Below are 17055 nucleotides of genomic sequence, written 5' to 3' on the forward strand. Positions count from 1 at the left end.
TGCGTCCTCCTGTCAGATCGGGTTTTATGCGGAGCCAGAGCACCAACGCCCCCGGCTTAGTTCGCCGCTTATTCTTGGCTGGCCTTCAATTCCAGGCGTCGCGCATGCAGAACCGGCTCGGTATAGCCCGAGGGCTGAACCCGCCCTTTGAACACCAGATCACAAGCAGCCTGAAAGGCGATGCCGTCGAACCCGGGTGCCATTGGCGAGTAGCCCGGGTCCCCCTCGTTCTGACGATCAACCACGGCTGCCATTTTCTGCATCGCCGCCATCAGCTGCGCCTCGTCCACCACGCCATGATGCAACCAGTTGGCCAGCGCCTGAGACGAAATCCGGCAGGTTGCGCGATCCTCCATCAGACCGACATCATTGATATCTGGCACCTTGGAGCAACCGACACCTTGATCGACCCAGCGCACCACATAGCCCAGTATTCCCTGCGCATTGTTCTCGATCTCGCGCGTGATCTCGTCGTCGCTCAGATTGCGACCGCCCAGCAATGGGATAGTCAGAAGATCGCCCAATGTGCTGCGGGCTCCGCCAGCGGCGATTTCATCCTGACGCGCCAACACTTTGACCTTGTGATAATGCGTGGCGTGCAGTGTTGCCGCGGTTGGCGATGGCACCCATGCGCAGGTTGCTCCAGATTGCGGGTGCCCGATCTTGGCTTCGAGCATTTCGCCCATCCGATCGGGTATCGCCCACATGCCTTTACCGATCTGCGCTTTGCCTTTCAAACCGCAGGCCAAACCAATATCGACATTCCGGTCCTCGTAGGATGAAATCCAGGGCGTGTTCTTGATATCCCCCTTGGGCAGCATCGGCCCGGCCTCCATCGAGGTATGGATCTCATCTCCGGTTCGATCCAGAAAGCCCGTGTTGATGAAAGCCACGCGCGATTTCGCGACGCGGATACACTCTTTGAGGTTCGCAGAAGTTCTGCGTTCCTCATCCATGATCCCGAGTTTCACAGTGTTGCGTGGCAAGCCCAGAATTTCTTCGACCATATCGAAGATTTCCATGGCAAAACCGACTTCCTCCGGCCCGTGCATCTTGGGCTTTACGACATAGACAGACCCTTCGACCGAGTTGCCTCCGTCCCGCTTCAGGTCATGCATCGCAATCAGCGTGGTGCACAACGCATCCATCAACCCTTCGCCAATCTCGCGGCCTTCGACGTCCAGCACGGCGGGGTTGGTCATCAGGTGGCCAACATTGCGGATCAGCATCAACGCCCGCCCCTTGAGCGCGGCTTGTTCACCGTGTGTAGTCGTGAATTCGACATCACCTGACAGCCTGCGGGTAAAGGTCTTTCCGCCTTTGGCAACCTCTTCGGTCAGGTCGCCTTTCATCAGGCCAAGCCAGTTGCCGTAGGCGCCAACCTTATCCTCAGCATCGACACACGCGACAGAGTCTTCGCAATCCATAATCGTGGACAAAGCGGATTCCAGACGCACATCCGAAATACCGGCCGGATCGGAAACGCCGATGTCGCTTGTCGGATCAATCATGATCTGAATGTGCAGACCGTTGTTCTTTAGCAAAACAAAATCGGGCTTCTCAGCAGTTCCGCCAAAGCCGACAAACGCGCCCGGATCGGACAAGGCTGGTACAAGGCCCCCACTTTCCACGCGAAGGCTATCGACCGCAGCCCACGAACCATCTGCCAACGCAACCGCATCATCCAGAAACGACTTGGCCCAGTCGATCACCCGGTTTCCACGCGCTTCATCATACCCTCTGCCGCTAGGCAAGTCGCCCATCGCATCCGTGCCATAAAGCGCATCATACAAGCTGCCCCAGCGTGCATTGGCCGCGTTCAGCGCAAAACGGGCGTTCGTGATCGGCACAACCAGTTGAGGACCCGGCGTTAGGGCAATTTCGGGATCGACATTGGCCGTTTCAATCTCAAAATCCGGGCCGTCTTCGACCAGATATCCAATCTCGCGTAGAAACGCTTCGTAGGTGGTGGCGTCATGAGCTTGACCTTTGCGCTCAGCATGCCACCCGTCGATGCGCCCTTGAATGTCAGCACGTTTGGCAAGCAGTTCGCGGTTTTTCGGACCAAGCTCGTCCACGATGCGGGCCAGACCTTTCCAGAATGTGTCGGGTGCAACACCCGTCCCGGGAAGTGCCTGATTGTCGATGAAATCAACCAATTCATCCGCAATCTGCAATCCGTTTCGGATCTGTCTGCTGCTCATATCCCTATTCTCCCGCGCTGGATGCGATAGTATTCTTCCATCAATTAGGGGCAAAGTTTCCGATAGGCAACAACCCAAATGTCGATTTGGTAAAATAATATTACCAACTAGAAGTTCACCGACGCTCGCCTCTGCCATTTGCTTGCAGCCTGCAGACGTTCCCCATAGTTTCGCGTCAAATTTGTACCGAAGCGAGGCCCCGATGCGTGACGCCGCCCCCACCACGATTTACCTCAAAGACTACGCGCCGTTCGGCTATCTGGTGGATAGCGTGCATCTGACCTTTGACCTTGCAGCCCATGCCACTCGGGTCACCTCACGGATCGCGTTCCGCCCCAATCCCCAAGCAACGGATCAAACGTTTTTCCTGCACGGCGAGGATCTTACATTGATCAGCGCCGCCATCAATGGAACTGACATCTCCCCTGAAATCACAGACCAAGGCCTAAGTGCAGACGTACCAGACGCGCCTTTCATCTGGGAGGCTGAGGTTGAGATTGATCCCGGCAATAACACCGCGCTCGAAGGGCTGTATATGTCGAACGGCATGTACTGTACTCAGTGCGAGGCCGAAGGGTTCCGCAAGATCACCTACTACCCCGACCGCCCCGATGTGATGTCCACCTTCACCGTGCGCATCAATGGCGATTTACCGGTACTGCTGTCCAACGGAAACTTGTCAGGCAAAGGCGAAGGTTGGGCCGAATGGACTGATCCATGGCCGAAACCGGCATATTTGTTTGCGCTGGTGGCCGGCGATCTGATTGCCCATCCGGGACAGTTCACCACCAAATCGGATCGCGATGTCGAGCTAAACCTCTGGGTGCGTCCGGGCGATGAAGGCAAATGCGCCTTTGGCATGGAAGCCTTGAAAAAGTCGATGAAATGGGACGAGGACGTGTATGGTCGCGAATACGATCTGGATGTCTTCAACATTGTCGCCGTGGACGATTTCAACATGGGCGCCATGGAGAACAAGGGGCTGAACATCTTCAACTCGTCAGCTGTTTTGGCCAGTCCGGAGACCTCGACCGATACCAATTTCGAACGGATCGAGGCGATTATCGCGCATGAGTATTTCCACAACTGGACGGGCAACCGCATCACCTGTCGTGACTGGTTCCAGCTGTGCCTCAAGGAAGGTCTGACCGTCTTCCGCGACGCGCAGTTCACCTCGGACATGCGCTCGGCCCCGGTGAAACGCATCCACGATGCGATTGACCTTCGCGCGCGGCAGTTTCCCGAGGACAACGGGCCATTGTCGCACCCGGTTCGGCCTGAGAGCTTTCAGGAAATCAACAACTTCTACACTTCGACCGTCTATGAGAAGGGCGCCGAAGTGATCGGGATGCTCAAACGGCTGGTTGGGGATGAGGCCTATACCAAAGCGCTCAACCTGTACTTCGAGCGCCATGATGGGCAGGCCTGCACGATCGAGGATTGGCTAAAAGTGTTCGAGGATACGACTGATCGCGATCTGACCCAATTCAAACGTTGGTACAGCCAATCCGGGACACCGCGTGTCGCCGTATCAGACAGCTGGGCGGACGGCACCTATACCCTGACCTTGAAACAAAAGACCCAACCCACATCGGGACAAGATGAAAAGCACCCGCAGGTAATCCCCGTCGCAGTTGGCCTGCTGGGGCCAAATGGGGACGAGGTTCGTGGGACCGAAGTGCTTGAGCTGACAGAACCCGAACAGAGCTTTTCGTTCACCGGGTTGACCGCCAAACCCACGCCATCGATCCTGCGCGATTTCTCGGCACCAATTATCCTGGAGCAGGATCAATCCAATGCTGAACGCGCCTTTTTGCTGGCGCATGACACCGACCCGTTTAACCGCTGGCAGGCCGGCCGGTCACTGGCGCAGGATACCCTGCTGCGGATGATCTCGGACGAGGCAACACCGGATGCGGACTATCTCGAAGGGTTGTTGGCCGTGCTACGGGATGGCGGACTGGACCCGGCCTATCGCGCGCTGATGCTTGGTTTGCCGACGCAATCGGAACTAGCTGCTGCGCTGCATGAGAAAGGCGAAACGCCCGATCCGATGGCGATCTGGACAGCGGTGGAAACACTGCGGCAGGCCACCGCGCAGCACATGCAGGACCTGCTGCCAAGGTTACACAGTGAAGCTTTGGTCGATGCGCCCTATTCCCCTGATGCCGAGCAATCCGGCAAACGCGCGCTGGGCGGCGCGGCGCTGGCGCTGACCTCTCGCCTGGACGGCGGCGCCATGGCCGCTGAGGTTTACGCCAAGGCGGATAACATGACCCTGCAACTGACCGCCCTGTCGTGCCTCTTGCGGGCTGCAAAAGGCGACGCAGAGCTGGCTGCCTTCTACGACCAATGGCGGCACGACCGGCTGGTGATGGACAAATGGTTCGGCCTGCAAGTGGCAATGGCGTCCCCTAAGGCGACGCCCAAAACCACCCGCACACTGACCGAGCACCCGGAATTCAATTGGAAGAATCCCAACCGTTTCCGCGCCGTGATGGGGGCGTTGGTCATGAACCACGCCGGGTTCCACCAACCGGATGGGGCAGGATACGAGCTGTTGGCCGGGTGGCTGATCCGCCTGGATCCGGTTAACCCGCAGACCACAGCTCGTATGTGTTCAGCCTTCCAGACCTGGAAACGCTATGACGCGGACCGTCAGGACATGATGCGCGCTCAACTCACGCGGATTTCAGAAACACCCAAGCTATCGCGCGACACGACCGAAATGGTGTCCCGAATCCTCGGCGCATGACCCCGTACACCTTCACGCGCCGGAACAGGACCTCTCGTACCGTTATCATTTTGATCGGCGTTTATGCCGCTTTGCTGGCCTTGGTGATCCTATTCAACGCCGCTTGGTGGCTGATGGCCCTGTTGGCGCTCGCGACACTGCCGGCGGTTTGGGATGTCTTTCAAGACACCCAAGCCGGCCTGTGCCTGGGGCCAGAACAGTTGCGCTGGTATTCAGGCCAACGCCAAGGCGAGATCGAACTGAACGACGTCGATTTCTTCCGATTCGACACGCGCTGGGATTTTTCTGTAAGGATCTCTCTGGTTCTGCATTCCGGTAAACGGATACGCCTTCCAGATGAGTCTCTGCCGCCGCATCGAGAATTCGAGGGCCTATTGAGTCAGGCGGGATATCGCGTCGAGCGCCATCATTTTATTGTTTTTTGAAACGATCGTGGCATCAGGGCGCGATTGACCAGAAAAACTACAAAACGACCAGCAATTAACTTGAACTGAATGCCATTAACGCCCAGACTGCTACCTCAGTTATGCGTTGTTAATAGTTTCGAGTTTTACCATGTTTCGGTTGTTCAGGGCGTTTTCGGCCCGATCAGAAGGTTCCCCACCAGGTAACGCGCCCGAATTGTGCGCGACAAAATCTGCATTGGCGGCAGCGCTTCCGGAGCAAGGGCAACTTAACATTCCGGTCGCCCAGCTTGGTTCGGAAGATATGATTGGCCGCGCAACCATCGAACATGGCCGGTTTCTTGCTCGGCAGGATCGCTGGAGTGAGTTGTCAGCGGAAATGCAAGCCGCTGACGAAACCCGGGAGACGGCCCCGGACGGAATGCCAACCGCCGACTTGTTGGCGTTCGGCGCGCGCTCTGACGTGGTTCTGGCCGTTGAACATGCGTTGTCCGATGGCAAAGCAATATCCGATTATGACTTGCTAACAGGCATCTCTGAACTTGAAGGAGAGATGCGCGAAGCACCTGATGACGCGATGCTTGCCCTGGTTGTTGCACTGGCACATATCGACATTGCCTGGGCCTGGCGCGGAACAGCCCTTGACGCCACCCTGCCCCCTTTGCACCGGTCACGCTGCGCTGCTCATTTTGATAGGGCCGCCGCGATCCTTCCCATGTGTCGCACGGCGGCCCCTAACAGCCCACTGATCGCCGCTGCGGGATGCGCCTTGTTGGCTGGACAACGCAAAACGACGGCACGTGTCGCTGACGAGTACGAGCGTCTGATAACTCTGGACCCGCAAAACCAGCGCCATATGCGCGCGATGGGCAGCCATCTGCTGCCACGCTGGTTCGGCAGCTATGAAGAGCTTGAGGTTCAGGCCCTGCGCAACGCCGCCCGGACGCAAAGTATTTGGGGCGCAGGCGGCTATACCTGGGTACAGTTTGATGCCATAGCTCTGGACGACGAAGCCTGCGCGCGTGTGGATCTAGATTACTTCCAAGAAGGGTTGCGAGACATTGTGCGGCAACGTCCGGATCAGCAAATGATCAACATGCTATCGGCCTATTGCGCAATTACGCTTCAAAACGGTCTGGGTTTGAACGAAAAGGCCGATCTGGTTCGAACGCAGATGCGGGAAACTGCCAACTGGCTGATCCGTGATCATCTGACCGAACTGCACCCGCTGATCTGGGCGCATGCCGCCAACGGGTTCAACAATAGCGTTCGCATCAACTCGCCCGAGCGGTTCGCGGCACGTGGTCACCGGGATGCATTGCGGGCGATCGGTGATTTGTTCCGGGATGAGTTGGGCAGCGGGATGGATGTAACCTTCACGCCGTCGGGCCTGCGCTTCTCTGAGAACTGATCCACGCAGGATTCCCCCTTGCCCCTTTGTCGCGCCGGGCCTAATACGCAGGCTTAGACTTCTGCGGAAATGAGGCGCGCCATGCTCGATCTGACATACGAAATGCCCAAACCCAAAACCATCGCCGGTGCCAAGCACGATTGGGAGCTGGTGATCGGGATGGAAGTGCATGCGCAGGTCTCATCCAACGCCAAATTGTTCTCGGGCGCCTCGACCCAATTCGGGGCCGAGCCGAATTCGAACGTCGCCTTTGTTGATGCGGCGATGCCCGGTATGTTGCCGGTAATCAATGAGTATTGCGTGGAACAGGCGGTGCGAACCGGGTTGGGCCTGAAGGCGGAAATCAACCTGAAATCTGCCTTTGATCGCAAGAACTATTTCTATCCCGATTTGCCACAGGGGTACCAGATTTCCCAGCTTTATCAGCCTATTGTCGGCGAAGGTGAAGTTTTGGTCGAGATGGGGGATGGCACTGCGCGTATGGTACGGATCGAACGTATTCATATGGAGCAGGATGCCGGCAAATCGATCCATGACATGGATCCTCATATGTCTTTCGTGGACCTGAACAGAACCGGCGTGTGCCTGATGGAAATCGTCTCGCGCCCTGACATTCGCGGACCCGAAGAAGCGGCCGCCTATATCGCTAAGATTCGTCAGATCATGCGGTATCTGGGCACATGCGATGGCAACATGCAGAACGGCAACCTTCGGGCAGATGTGAACGTCTCGATCTGCTTGCCGGGTGCATACGAGAAGTATCAGGAAACACAGGACTTTTCGCATCTGGGCACCCGCTGCGAGATCAAGAACATGAACTCCATGCGATTCATTCAGCAAGCCATCGAGGTTGAGGCCCGCCGCCAAATCGCAATCATCGAAGGCGGTGGTGAGATCGATCAGGAAACACGCCTGTATGATCCCGACAAGGGCGAAACACGATCGATGCGGTCGAAGGAAGAAGCGCATGATTATCGCTATTTCCCTGACCCGGATCTGCTGCCGTTGGAGATCGAGCAGGCCTGGGTCAACGATATCGCCGCCAAATTGCCGGAACTGCCAGATGAGAAGAAAGCGCGTTTTATCAGTGCCTTCGGCCTGTCCGACTATGACGCATCGGTGTTGACCGCGGACGTGGAGTCTGCGGCATATTTTGAAGATGTTGCCAACGGTCGCAACGGCAAGCTGGCCGCAAACTGGGTCATAAACGAACTGTTTGGCCGGCTGAAAAAAGAAGATCATGACATCACCGAGTCGCCGGTTTCTCCCGCGCAACTGGGCGGCATCATTGACCTGATTTCATCGGATGCGATCTCAGGCAAAATCGCCAAGGACCTGTTCGAAATCGTCTATACTGAAGGCGGTGATCCGGCCAAGATCGTCGAAGATCGCGGCATGAAACAGGTCACCGATACCGGCGCGATCGAGGCTGCGCTGGATGAGATTATAGCCGCCAATCCGGCACAGGTTGAGAAGGCCAAGATAAACCCGAAACTGGCTGGCTGGTTTGTTGGTCAGGTGATGAAGGCAACTGGCGGCAAGGCAAATCCCAAAGCTGTTAACGAATTGGTCAGCAAGAAGCTGGGATCGTAAATCTTTCGTCTTGTATGAGTCGGGCAGTACAGATTGTCTGACTTGTACAAAACAGAATTCCACTCTTTGTGAAGGTTTGGGGGTCAGACCATCCGGTTGACTTCCCCCCGTTGGCACCCTTTCTTCTTCAACAGAGAGATGAGGTGTCATGCAGAAACGATTTGATCAGGAACTGGAAGACCGGCTGGTTCGCTACGCAGCGATAGACAGTCAGAGCGACGAGATATCGCCGTCAACCCCCAGCACGGATATCCAATTCGACATGCTGAACCTGTTGCAGCAGGAGTTGAGCGACATAGGTGCGCAGGATATCGAACTGACGGCGGACAGCGTGGTGGTGGCCACCATTCCGGGCACCGCACCAGGCCCGACCATAGGCTTTTTGGCTCATGTCGATACGGCGCCGCAATTCAATGCAACCGGCGTCAAACCGAGGGTGATCAAAGGGTACAATGGCGGTGAGATTACCTTTCCCGATGATCCGGAGTTGGTTCTGTCGCCCAAAGAACATCCATATTTGGCGGAAAAAATCGGACATGATGTGATCACCGCCTCGGGTACGACCCTGTTGGGCGGTGATGACAAGGCGGGTGTGTCGATTCTGATGACCATGGCGCGGTATCTGCTGGAAAACACAGACATCCCGCATGGCCCAATCCGCATTGCCTTTACACCAGATGAAGAGATCGGGCGCGGTGTCACAGAGAACCTGCCCAAGGATCTGAAAGCTGACTTTGCCTATACTCTGGATGGTCAGGACATCGGCAACATCGAGTATGAGAGCTTTTCGGCTGATCGGGCCATCATCAAAATCGAAGGCGTTTCGATCCATCCGGGGCTGGCTAAGGGCAGGATGGTTAACGCCGCCAATCTGGCCGCCAAAATCGTACAGACCCTGCCGCAGGCCACGATGACGCCCGAGGTCACTGATGGGCGCGAAGGTTTCATCCATGTCACTGACATGAAAGGCGGGTCATCCGAGATGGAGATCAGGCTGATCTTGCGCGACTTCGAACTGGATGCGTTAGAGGCGCAAGGTGATCTGGTGCGGCAGGTCTGTGCCGCCGTACAGGCCACCGAACCACGGGCAGTGATCTCTTGCGACATATCCCACCAGTACCGCAATATGCGCTACTGGCTGGAAAAGGACATGACGCCAGTAGAATTGGCCTTAGATGCCTGCCGCGGCTTGGGGATCGAGCCAGGCTCGGTCCCGATCCGGGGCGGAACGGACGGCTCTCGCCTGACCGAGTTTGGCACGCCCTGCCCCAACCTGTTTACCGGCATGCAATGTGTCCACGGCCCGTTGGAATGGATCTCAGTTCAGGATATGGCCCTGGCTACGGAACTATGCTTGTCTGTTGTGCAAAAAGCCGCGCTGAATAGGCGCAACAGTCAGGGCTGAAATCCGCTGGTTGGGCAACATCTCTTTCGTCCGGGGATCAACGTGTTAGATTGGGCGCAACAGGCATTTAGGAACAGTTGATGCAGCGTTACGAATACAAGGTTGTCCCCGCCCCGCAAAAGGGCGCCAAAGCCAAGGGTGTCAAAACGGCAGAAGGACGTTTTGCAGTTTCGGTCGAACAACTGTTGAACCAGATGGGTCAGGACGGCTGGGAGTACCAGCGCGCTGAATTGCTGCCCAGCGAAGAAAGAACCGGCCTGACGGGATCAACAGTGAACTGGCGCAATGTTCTGGTATTTCGGCGCGCGGTCGAGGGGGATGCAATCGTCATGCGTACCCCCGGTCCGACAGAAACACCCGAGGGTGTTCCGCTGGCACAACCGATTTCGGGACCCGACACCGTGGCAGCACCCGCACCCATTTCAGAGACGGCAGACGAGCCGCCTTTGTCACTGAAAGGGTCCGAGAACCCAAAGACTGAAGAGGCCCACCAGAAGACCTCAACAGAGGCTGCTGACAAAGCCTGAAGCAGGCAATTCCCACGGATACTGCGAACACCGCGTATGGATTCAGTCCGAGCAACGGGTGTTTTTGGATCACGCCTCAAGTTTTGTTTACCCACGGTAGGCCAATGATGAGTTTTATGCGTTGTTTACTTGGCGCTTTCGTCTATCAAGGCCGGTGACACCGATAAAAGCAGGCAAATGCAACACAATCCCGACTCCTTTCAAAAGGACACCGATCAGACGCACGCGCGGGATTGGGTAAAAGTTCTCTCATCTTATCGCGAACCCAGCGGGTCCCGAAGTGCCTTCGAGCTTGCCGTTACGCTTGGCCCGTTCATAGCTTTGTGGGCTTTTGCCTGGTTTGCCCTGTCTTTCAGTGGCTGGTTGGCGTTTGTAATTGCCCTGCTCAACGCGGGATTCCTGCTGCGCCTGTTTGCGATCCAACATGATTGTGGGCATAGCGCCTTTTTCAACAACCGTACGGCCAGCGACTGGTTGGGTCGAGTCATCGGTGTGCTGACACTGACCCCCTATGACGTGTGGCGCCGATCGCATGCGATGCATCACAGCTCTGCCGGCAATCTGGGGCGGCGGGGCATGGGTGACATTCACACGCTGACTGTTGCAGAATACAAAGAGCTTTCGCCGCTAGGGCGTTGGTCTTACAGGCTTTATCGCCATCCAATCGTGCTGTTCGGTCTTGGGCCCGGTTATCTGTTCTTCTTCCAGAACAGGCTGCCTTTGGGGTTCACCAACCAGGCACGCTACTGGGTCAGCGCCATGGGGACGAATGCAGGGATACTGATTGCGTTGTCGCTGATCTACTACTTCGGTGGGCTGATGCCAATCCTTCTGATTTTCGTGCCAACGACTCTGCTGGCCGCAACAGCCGGGGTCTGGCTGTTTTATGTGCAGCATCAGTTCGAAAACACCCATTGGTCTGAAGATACGGATTGGGATCTGCACGACGCAGCCCTGCATGGCAGCTCGCACTATGTTTTGCCCAAAATGCTGCAGTGGATGAGCGCGAATATAGGCATTCATCACGTGCACCACCTGTACTCTCGCATCCCGTTTTATCGGCTGCCCGAGGTCCTGCGCGATCACGCCGTTCTTGCGCATAGCAACCGGATGACCATCCGTGAAAGCCTGTCCAACGCGCGCCTGCATCTCTGGGATGAGCAGAGCAAAAAGCTGCTGTCCTTCGCACAGGCTAGATTGCTGGGCTGAACCGGACTAAAGGTTCAGTCTCACAACCCACGTGCAATTTGCCTGTGTAAGCAGACGATGCTCAGTGTTTTGGTTGCAGCGCAGACTCCGCGGGTTTGGCAGCCTGCGGAAAAGCCCATTATCAAATTACCGCAGCAAAAACCTTTGACCTGAAAACCAAAAATACTTTTCCAGACCGCCTTACGGCCAAAGAAAAGCACGCAATGGTCTAATCATCTGAAACAACGATGATCCTGGGACCATCCAAATCGAATTTCACAAAGTCATTTGCATATTCACCCGACAGGATGGCAAACGGTTCGTGAGAAACGTTACCCCACAAAGTCCCAAGTATTTTTTCATCTGAAAGGTGCGCCGGAGCTTCGATTGTTTTGTTCCATGCCAACCACGTTGGTTGTAGAGATCCAGCCAATTGTGCCCTATACCAAAATCCTGCGTCGTTTTCGCCGCCGGACGCCTGAAAATGAAACCGAATTGGTTTGATTTCTCCCGTCCCGAACGTGCCAGACAAATCGATGTGGCCACTTTGCGGCAAGAAATGTTTCAAAAACGCGCAACCTATAAGGTCGAATTCAAGCTTCGGGTTTAAGTTCTCACGAATACGTTCTACGCCAGTTTTCGTGGATTTGTAGTGCTCGGGGGAAGACGTACCGACGGTTAGTTGCCCATTGTCACGCAGATCGATTTGACTCGCAAGGCGCATTGGCCGGAAGCCAGCCGGGCAAACGGGTCTCGGTTCACCCGGCTCCAGGTTCATCAACTTGGCAATCACGAATTCATTGGGCAAAAATGTAATTTCCCAAGTTCGGGCAGCGACCGGGTTGTTAAAAACCGAGCAAGTCAGGGACGCCCAGAGAAAAATCCGTACAGCTTTACGAAAAAACGCGCGGCACATTATTGACTGCTCTCGGGCATCGGAAACTCTACAAAGCTGCTTAGGGTCAAGTCTACCAGCATCTCGCCGTCCCCTTCCTGCGTCTGAAAAGGTATATCTTTCAATTCCAACGAAAGATGCAGGCGACCAATTGTGCCTGGATTTTTAGCCTTTCCAACGTCGGAACCTCGATACCACTTAAACCCCCGCTCGAATGTTAGCGAAGAACTTTCGCCCTGATCTAACGTTACAGCATCTCTTTTATGAACTGTGAAATTCCCAACTTCGCCCGAAGCCGTGTAAACAAGGCCCACAAACTCAGGAAAACCAAGGTATTCGCAAAAATAGAGCACTGTGCGCAACTCCACATCTGCAGCATCTGCAGCCTGCACTTTTGAAAAAGACTTGCTTGCAAACCGCGCCTGACTTTCTGGTCCTTCCGTATCGGTCCGCCCACCGCGCCGCACGACAACTGGCTTTTTACGTCGCACCGGTTCGACAAAAGATGACAGGTCATGAGTCTGTGGGTTCAACGCATGGACGATGTCAATCTTTGCAGGGCGCATCGGAGCCTTACAGGAAATAGCGGACTCGGGTGCCATTATTTCAAGCTCTACAGAAGTACGACGAGCATTCAATTCTAGGTGCGCATTTTGCGCCTGCGCCTGAACGCCCGACCATGCTGAGATTAAGGCGACCAGCACAACGACTAAGAGAGGTTTTGATGCAAGGGTCATTTCAACGTTTGAATAGATACAATCTAAGGCAGAACTAGGGCTGGTTTCTTGGTCAAACCCCAATATCCAACGCCAGCGCATGGATGCGCGGCACTATGTCACCCAGTGCCTTGTGAACCGCGCGATGCCGGGCGACGCGGGATTGGCCCTCGAACGCAGACGCGCGGATTCGAACGTTGAAATGGCTTTCGCCACCCTCTTGAAAACCTGCATGGCCACGGTGACTTTCGCTATCGTCCACAACTTCAAGCTCATGCGGCTCAAATGCGGCCTGCAGGCGATCTTCAATTTCTTCGGTGATGCTCATTTTTTGCTCAACGGCAAATTAATTGCCGTCCCCCTCTTCTACTTTCGGCTGCTTAGACTAAACTGCTGCCTCCGAGTCGAAAAGATACGTTCGTGAGGATCAGAGCATGGCAAAGTCAGACCCCTTCGGATTCGATATGTCCGTTTCCACGTCAAAGAAAAAGAACCCGCGCGGGCGTCGGGGCATGTCGGGTGCGTCAGAAACTTCGGTTCGGGTCTGTGACCATGAAGGTTGTGAAGAGGCGGGCAAGTTCCGCGCACCCAAAGCACCAGATGTACTGGACGACTTTTTCTGGTTCTGCCAGCAGCATGTGCGCGAATATAATCAGAAGTGGAACTTCTTCGACGGAACCACCGAGGCCGAGCTGAACGCACAGCGATCCAAGGACAAAGTATGGGAGCGTGAGACCAAACCGATGGGCGACCCCGAGGCCCGCGCCTGGGCCCGTCTCGGCATCGAAGACCCGCATCAGGTTTTAGGCGAAAACGCAACCAAGAACCCGGGCCGGGCAAATTCCGGCGGCCGCCGATTGCCCCCGACCGAACGCCGCGCCGTCGAAATTCTGGAAGCGCAGGATAGCTGGTCCAAGGCCGAGATACGCAAAGCCTATAAAAAACTGATCAAAGTGTTGCACCCGGACATGAACGGCGGCGATCGATCGCAGGAAGAACAGTTGCAAGAGGTCGTCTGGGCCTGGGATCAGATCAAGGACAGCCGGAGTTTTAAATAGGGCTGGCTAATTCCCGGTGGGCCGGAATGGTCAATTTGCTGAGCTCCTCGCGGGTTACGCTACCACCGGCGTCTGCAACCTGCACTGTTCGGGAGCAGGAAGTGAGCTGCCGTTGCTGTGAGAACTGGGTGCTGCGAGTGCCTTCGGCGGCTTCGAGCCCGAGTCTACCCATTTGCTGCGGTGAAGCGAATGTCAGGTCCCGATGTCGCGGGTGGCGAATTGACGCCCTCGTGTATCTGGCTTGCGCTGTTATTGCTATCAGGCGCTTTGCCCAGAGATACTTATGCTGCCCTCAGAACTGTCGATCCCTTTCCTCGCTTCTACGGCGATATTTGCATTTACTCCCGGTCCGGGAATGCTCTACATGGCTGTGCAGACGATGGCACATGGCGCGCGCGCCGGATTGCTCAGTTCTTTAGCCTTCCATCTCGCATCCTATATACACATTTTCGCAGCGGCCTTCGGCGTGACCGTTCTTCTAAAGACTGCGCCATTCCTTTTGATAGTGCTAAAAATTGTTGGGGGCTGCTACTTGATTTGGATGGGTATCCGGTTGTGGAAACGACCAAAGACCGGTGCGCTGACAGCTCAATCATCCAAAGCGAAGCCTTCCCGGCAAGCTTTTCGTGACAGCCTTACCATCGAGATCCTGAACCCAAAGTCGGCGCTATTCTACTTTGCATTTTTGCCCCAGTTCACTACTTCTGAAGCGGCTTTTCCAATCTGGGTTCAAATCCTAGCGCTCGGCGTCATCGCCAATGTAGCTTTCAGCCTTACAGATATAGTTTGTATCCTTTTTGCACGCCTCGTTGCTATGCGAGCAGCGGCGTCGGCTCGCCTTGTAGCGTTGGGGCGACGGATTGGGGGCACTATACTTATGTCAATGGGTGCAGGGATCGTAGCTGATACGCGATAGCTCAGCAGACATTCGGCTCCGAGTAGCGAAAGCCCGGTTTAGTCCGCTTGCCGGATCTGGATGCCGTCTGAACAGACCCGGTGACCGGTTCGAGCCCTTTCTGTTTGAACACTGCCGACTTGCAGTCCACCAGTTTCGTGGACGACTGTAGCAACACCAGTGTTAACCTGATTGAGGCCCTCCATTGCGGAAGGTGAAGCAAATAGGGGTCAACTTGAAGCCTTTTCTCAAAACCTTGACGTGTCAGCGCAATAAAACTGAGCCACAGATTGCCAGATTGGTTCCACACGCAGCGTAGCAAACACGCTCAACTGAAAGGGACCAAGACATGAAAAAGACACTGATTACATCCGTCACCGCATTCGCCATTATCCTGAGTGCCGGAACGTCCACGGCTGGTCCGTTGCGTGACCATAGCCAACGAGGGTTTGCGCAGAAAGTTCACTCATCAGTTTCGCAAACAGTCAATCACGCTGATGGGATGGCCGATATCCGCCGTCATCGCGAAGATGATCCGCAACCCCTTCTGAATACAATTAACATCGACGATTGGACTTGTGGTTACGGTGATACACAAAGGCCTCCAATCATACCCAGGATATGCCCCAGAGTTCCGCCAGGATGATGCGTTGCCTTTCGGGAATGGATTGAAGGGGGTGGGATAATGACTGACGCCCTCAGCGCGGGAAATGGCTTCATGCACACGTTGCCTGCTAACCCCAATCTTGTCTGTATTGTCGCCAGAGAAGCCTTTAGGGCGACCGGGGGTTTTGTCCCGCAGACCGGCCATTGCCTACCATTGAGTATGCGACTGCGGCAAATATCTGTTGGGTGGCTCCAACACTTATCCCATTCAAAGCGATAAGGCCAGTTTCAAAGAAACATCCGCCTAGCTTTTGACACGCGCGGCTTTCCCTTGCCCTTGCCCGCAATATGTTGCACCACACACGGGTTCAAACCCGGGAAACGGGGCAAAGGATAAGGACAAGACGCATGGCTGACGGATCGATCGATATCAACGCGAAACCCACCGAAGAGATCTCGGTCCGTGAAGTGTTTGGAATTGATAGCGACATGGCGGTCAAAGGCTTTGCCGACCGCAGTGATCGCGTGCCTGCCATCGACTCGACCTACAAGTTCGATCCCGAGACGACGCTGGCGATTCTGGCGGGATTCTCGCACAACCGCCGCGTCATGATCCAGGGCTACCACGGCACAGGCAAATCGACCCATATCGAACAGGTCGCCGCCCGTCTGAACTGGCCCGCCGTGCGTGTGAACCTGGACAGCCATATCAGCCGGATCGACTTGATTGGTAAGGACGCTATCAAACTGCGCGACGGCAAGCAGGTGACAGAATTCCACGAAGGCATCCTGCCCTGGGCTTTGCGCAACCCCGTGGCCATCGTGTTCGACGAATATGATGCGGGTCGTGCGGATGTCATGTTCGTAATCCAGCGGGTGCTGGAGCATGACGGCAAGCTGACTTTGCTGGACCAGAACGAAATTATCACACCCAACCCGAACTTCCGCCTGTTCGCCACCGCCAACACCGTTGGCTTGGGTGACACCACGGGCCTCTATCACGGCACCCAACAGATCAACCAGGCGCAGATGGACCGTTGGTCGCTGGTCTCGACGCTAAACTATCTGAGCCATGATGCCGAAACGATGATCGTCCTGTCCAAGGCTCCTTTGTACAACACCGCCGAGGGCCGCAAGACCGTCAGCCAGATGGTCACTGTTGCCGACCTGACCCGGACCGCCTTCATGAATGGCGATCTGTCCACAGTGATGAGCCCGCGTACCGTGATTAACTGGGCCCAGAACGCCGATATCTTCCGCGATGTGGGATATGCCTTCCGCCTGTCTTTCCTGAACAAATGTGATGAGCTGGAGCGCCAGACCGTGGCTGAATTCTATCAGCGCTGCTTTGACGAAGAACTACCAGAGAGCGCGGCCAGCGTCAGCCTGGGGTGACTG

The 17055-nt window shown here is 55.7% G+C and carries 14 protein-coding genes; 10 read left to right on the top strand and 4 right to left on the bottom strand.

Annotated features, from left to right (window positions below):
* Positions 1-68: 68 nt before the first annotated feature.
* The gene (locus ACR0BU_RS02365; RefSeq protein ID WP_480734953.1) at positions 69-2204 is read right to left on the bottom strand and encodes a malate synthase G; all 2136 of its coding nucleotides are present in this window, start codon (positions 2202-2204) and stop codon (positions 69-71) included.
* Positions 2205-2406: 202 nt separating this feature from the next.
* Here ACR0BU_RS02365 and pepN point away from each other — a divergent pair, with 202 nt between their 5' ends.
* The 7 genes from pepN to ACR0BU_RS02400 all read left to right on the top strand — a co-directional run bounded on the left by pepN (position 2407) and on the right by ACR0BU_RS02400 (position 11508).
* The gene (pepN, locus tag ACR0BU_RS02370; RefSeq protein WP_480734952.1) at positions 2407-4959 is read left to right on the top strand and encodes an aminopeptidase N; all 2553 of its coding nucleotides are present in this window, start codon (positions 2407-2409) and stop codon (positions 4957-4959) included.
* Complete coding sequence (locus ACR0BU_RS02375; protein WP_480734950.1) at positions 4956-5384, top strand: hypothetical protein; 429 nt, start codon at positions 4956-4958, stop codon at positions 5382-5384. The genes pepN and ACR0BU_RS02375 overlap by 4 nt, the downstream gene beginning before the upstream one ends.
* A gap of 130 nt (positions 5385-5514) precedes the next feature.
* Complete coding sequence (locus ACR0BU_RS02380) at positions 5515-6774, top strand: hypothetical protein (protein WP_298933139.1); 1260 nt, start codon at positions 5515-5517, stop codon at positions 6772-6774.
* Between the two features lie 81 nt (positions 6775-6855).
* The gene (gatB, locus tag ACR0BU_RS02385) at positions 6856-8367 is read left to right on the top strand and encodes an Asp-tRNA(Asn)/Glu-tRNA(Gln) amidotransferase subunit GatB (RefSeq protein ID WP_480734948.1); all 1512 of its coding nucleotides are present in this window, start codon (positions 6856-6858) and stop codon (positions 8365-8367) included.
* A gap of 148 nt (positions 8368-8515) precedes the next feature.
* Positions 8516-9772 (top strand): peptidase T, encoded by a 1257-nt coding sequence (pepT, locus tag ACR0BU_RS02390; protein ID WP_480734947.1) that lies wholly within the window; start codon positions 8516-8518, stop codon positions 9770-9772.
* Positions 9773-9852: 80 nt separating this feature from the next.
* Positions 9853-10299, top strand: coding sequence for a DUF4177 domain-containing protein (locus ACR0BU_RS02395; RefSeq protein WP_480734946.1), 447 nt, complete (start codon positions 9853-9855; stop codon positions 10297-10299).
* Between the two features lie 177 nt (positions 10300-10476).
* The gene (locus tag ACR0BU_RS02400) at positions 10477-11508 is read left to right on the top strand and encodes a fatty acid desaturase (RefSeq protein WP_298933147.1); all 1032 of its coding nucleotides are present in this window, start codon (positions 10477-10479) and stop codon (positions 11506-11508) included.
* Positions 11509-11716: 208 nt separating this feature from the next.
* On the opposite strand, the gene ACR0BU_RS02405 is transcribed toward ACR0BU_RS02400, so the two are convergent.
* From ACR0BU_RS02405 to ACR0BU_RS02415, 3 genes are read right to left on the bottom strand one after another with little or no spacing between them, the layout of a single operon-like run.
* The gene (locus ACR0BU_RS02405; protein ID WP_480734944.1) at positions 11717-12403 is read right to left on the bottom strand and encodes a hypothetical protein; all 687 of its coding nucleotides are present in this window, start codon (positions 12401-12403) and stop codon (positions 11717-11719) included.
* Positions 12403-13119, bottom strand: a complete 717-nt coding sequence (locus ACR0BU_RS02410; protein ID WP_480734943.1) for a hypothetical protein — start codon at positions 13117-13119, stop codon at positions 12403-12405. Before ACR0BU_RS02410 ends, ACR0BU_RS02405 begins: the two co-directional genes overlap by 1 nt.
* A gap of 52 nt (positions 13120-13171) precedes the next feature.
* Positions 13172-13426, bottom strand: coding sequence for a BolA family protein (locus ACR0BU_RS02415; RefSeq protein ID WP_299885589.1), 255 nt, complete (start codon positions 13424-13426; stop codon positions 13172-13174).
* A gap of 106 nt (positions 13427-13532) precedes the next feature.
* On the opposite strand from ACR0BU_RS02415, the gene ACR0BU_RS02420 reads away from it, so the two are divergent.
* The 3 genes from ACR0BU_RS02420 to cobS all read left to right on the top strand — a co-directional run bounded on the left by ACR0BU_RS02420 (position 13533) and on the right by cobS (position 17052).
* Positions 13533-14156 (top strand): DnaJ domain-containing protein, encoded by a 624-nt coding sequence (locus ACR0BU_RS02420; RefSeq protein ID WP_298933155.1) that lies wholly within the window; start codon positions 13533-13535, stop codon positions 14154-14156.
* A gap of 283 nt (positions 14157-14439) precedes the next feature.
* Positions 14440-15072 (top strand): LysE family translocator, encoded by a 633-nt coding sequence (locus tag ACR0BU_RS02425; RefSeq protein ID WP_480734941.1) that lies wholly within the window; start codon positions 14440-14442, stop codon positions 15070-15072.
* 993 nt (positions 15073-16065) lie between these two features.
* A complete protein-coding gene (gene cobS, locus ACR0BU_RS02430) occupies positions 16066-17052 on the top strand; it encodes a cobaltochelatase subunit CobS (protein WP_298933159.1) in 987 nt (328 codons plus the stop codon).
* The last annotated feature ends 3 nt before the right edge of the window (positions 17053-17055 follow it).

It is taken from the genome of Ruegeria sp. CK2 (assembly GCF_056536585.1).

Bases quoted from the DNA above. Each gene is read 5' to 3' on its own strand.
- ACR0BU_RS02365 (WP_480734953.1), bottom strand. From the start codon at position 2,204: ATGAGCAGCAGACAGATCCGAAACGGATTGCAGATTGCGGATGAATTG.
- pepN (WP_480734952.1), top strand. From the start codon at position 2,407: ATGCGTGACGCCGCCCCCACCACGATTTACCTCAAAGACTACGCGCCG.
- ACR0BU_RS02375 (WP_480734950.1), top strand. From the start codon at position 4,956: ATGACCCCGTACACCTTCACGCGCCGGAACAGGACCTCTCGTACCGTT.
- ACR0BU_RS02380 (WP_298933139.1), top strand. From the start codon at position 5,515: ATGTTTCGGTTGTTCAGGGCGTTTTCGGCCCGATCAGAAGGTTCCCCA.
- gatB (WP_480734948.1), top strand. From the start codon at position 6,856: ATGCTCGATCTGACATACGAAATGCCCAAACCCAAAACCATCGCCGGT.
- pepT (WP_480734947.1), top strand. From the start codon at position 8,516: ATGCAGAAACGATTTGATCAGGAACTGGAAGACCGGCTGGTTCGCTAC.
- ACR0BU_RS02395 (WP_480734946.1), top strand. From the start codon at position 9,853: ATGCAGCGTTACGAATACAAGGTTGTCCCCGCCCCGCAAAAGGGCGCC.
- ACR0BU_RS02400 (WP_298933147.1), top strand. From the start codon at position 10,477: ATGCAACACAATCCCGACTCCTTTCAAAAGGACACCGATCAGACGCAC.
- ACR0BU_RS02405 (WP_480734944.1), bottom strand. From the start codon at position 12,403: ATGTGCCGCGCGTTTTTTCGTAAAGCTGTACGGATTTTTCTCTGGGCG.
- ACR0BU_RS02410 (WP_480734943.1), bottom strand. From the start codon at position 13,119: ATGACCCTTGCATCAAAACCTCTCTTAGTCGTTGTGCTGGTCGCCTTA.
- ACR0BU_RS02415 (WP_299885589.1), bottom strand. From the start codon at position 13,426: ATGAGCATCACCGAAGAAATTGAAGATCGCCTGCAGGCCGCATTTGAG.
- ACR0BU_RS02420 (WP_298933155.1), top strand. From the start codon at position 13,533: ATGGCAAAGTCAGACCCCTTCGGATTCGATATGTCCGTTTCCACGTCA.
- ACR0BU_RS02425 (WP_480734941.1), top strand. From the start codon at position 14,440: ATGCTGCCCTCAGAACTGTCGATCCCTTTCCTCGCTTCTACGGCGATA.
- cobS (WP_298933159.1), top strand. From the start codon at position 16,066: ATGGCTGACGGATCGATCGATATCAACGCGAAACCCACCGAAGAGATC.